We start from the raw sequence: 1,885 nt of genomic DNA on the forward strand, positions 1-1,885 counted from the left end.
TGGTTTTGTCAATAAAATTCAGGTGGTTCGGCTAAGTGTGGCGAAAATTCATCGTCACGTTTTCGAGAATCCGGGATGCTTGTGATCTTTACATTTCCCATTGGCTTCTCCGCCTTTTATGTACAGTTTATCATATGGATGCCGCCGTGCGTTTTGGCTGACCGCTACGGCTCTGGAGCTGCCGGATCTGATTGAGGGCAGCTTCCGTCTACAGCGCATCTACAATTCCATCCTGCCGCCGCGGCGGCTATGCCAGATAACGGCTCAGGACGCTTGGGGAGGGCGGCTACGCCCTGATTTACATTCCCGGGCAGACATGCTATGCTTAATGATGAGACGGGGCGTCTTACAGCCATCCATGGCAAAGGGGGCGCGCGTCTGGATATCCGGTATGACGAAAGCCGCATCAGCCAGGTGATCACATCAGCCGGCTATGTACTGAGCTATCGGTATGAGGACAGCCGGATTGTGGAGATCCGGGATGAGACAGGGCGGCGGTGTACTAAACGCTATATCGTGTATTTGGATGGAGTTGGTATGTTTCAATTTATAGCTCAAGGATATGAGGTGATAGAAGATGAATAAATTAGAAGAATTGAGTAAAGAAATTTCTTATGCTTTGCGGCATGCGCCATGGGAATATGAACTAGAAATGAATGAAGAAGGTTGGGTTCCAGTTGCGCAACTTTTAGATGCATTACATAGGGCCGGGAAATGGAGCAATATTTGTGAAGCAGATTTAAATGAGATGATTGAAAAATCTGAGAAGAAGCGCCATGAACTTGCAGGTGGAAAAATCAGGGCATTTTATGGACATTCTATGCCAATGAAGATTTTAAAAGAAGACAAAATGCCACCGAATGTTTTGTATCATGGTACGGCAAGGCGGTTTTTAGGGTCAATTAATGAAAATGGCTTATTACCCCAAAGCAGGCAATATGTTCATTTATCACAAGATATTGAGACTGCTGAAAATGTGGGAAAGCGCCATGATGATAAGCCGTGTATATTAATCATTGATGCAAAAACGGCATGGAATGACGGAATAAAATTTTACTTTGGTAATGAAAAAGTATGGTTGGCAGATACGATACCCAGTAGATACATCAGAAAAATGTAATGATTTTGTAATATTTTTTCTTGACACTTTCCTAATGGAGGAACTGTGTAATGGTATACATAGTATCATGCAGAAATAAATAGAAAGTAAAATTTAAAAATTGATATGGATATGTCAGACGATGAAGTTTTAGGATGTTTATAGTTGTTTTTGAGAAGAATTGTATATGAAAACATACACTACTATATGAACTGCTTTCTGCTTGATATATCTTTCATGTGGTATCGACTTCCTGTTCACCATTTGGCAGTCAACAGAACAGATCGACTTTGAGAAGTGAATTGATTTGGGTTATCCTATTATAAATGAGGGGAATAATGGGAAAACAGATTCGATTTATTATGGATGAACATGATGAGAGTATATTTTTTTCCTATATTATAGGCAATAGTACGATTTTTTTCAAAATAGAAATAGAAATAGAAATCCAGAACCCATAACGGAATTACCGGATAAAGGATCTGAGCCAGGATGGTTTAAATTATATCTGTATAAAGAATGTTTTGGCGCAATTACTTATGAAGAAACAAAGGGAGGGCGTAGATTTATTAACGCTATTAATGCACCTGTCATCGAATTCAGGAGAACAATAGTGAGAGAGAATGTAAAGGAAATTGCAAGAGGGCGCTTATGGTTGGAAATGAAATACTATGATAATGAAACATTAATTACCAAAGATAAATTAATTAATAACTCAAACTTCCCACACCGATTGGTGTGCTGAACCTTGAAAAATCAATACTTTAGTCCATAAAAAAGGCACAA

The 1,885-nt window shown here is 39.5% G+C and carries 2 protein-coding genes; both read left to right on the plus strand.

Annotated features, from left to right (window positions below; genetic code table 11):
• Positions 1-321: 321 nt before the first annotated feature.
• Positions 322-585, plus strand: coding sequence for a hypothetical protein (locus NFS31_RS26575; RefSeq protein WP_251502062.1), 264 nt, complete (start codon positions 322-324; stop codon positions 583-585).
• The gene (locus NFS31_RS26580; RefSeq protein WP_251502064.1) at positions 578-1,120 is read left to right on the plus strand and encodes an RNA 2'-phosphotransferase; all 543 of its coding nucleotides are present in this window, start codon (positions 578-580) and stop codon (positions 1,118-1,120) included. Before NFS31_RS26575 ends, NFS31_RS26580 begins: the two co-directional genes overlap by 8 nt.
• The last annotated feature ends 765 nt before the right edge of the window (positions 1,121-1,885 follow it).

Source organism: Otoolea muris (assembly GCF_943193115.1).
GTDB classification, from domain to species: Bacteria; Bacillota; Clostridia; order Lachnospirales; family Lachnospiraceae; genus Otoolea; species Otoolea muris.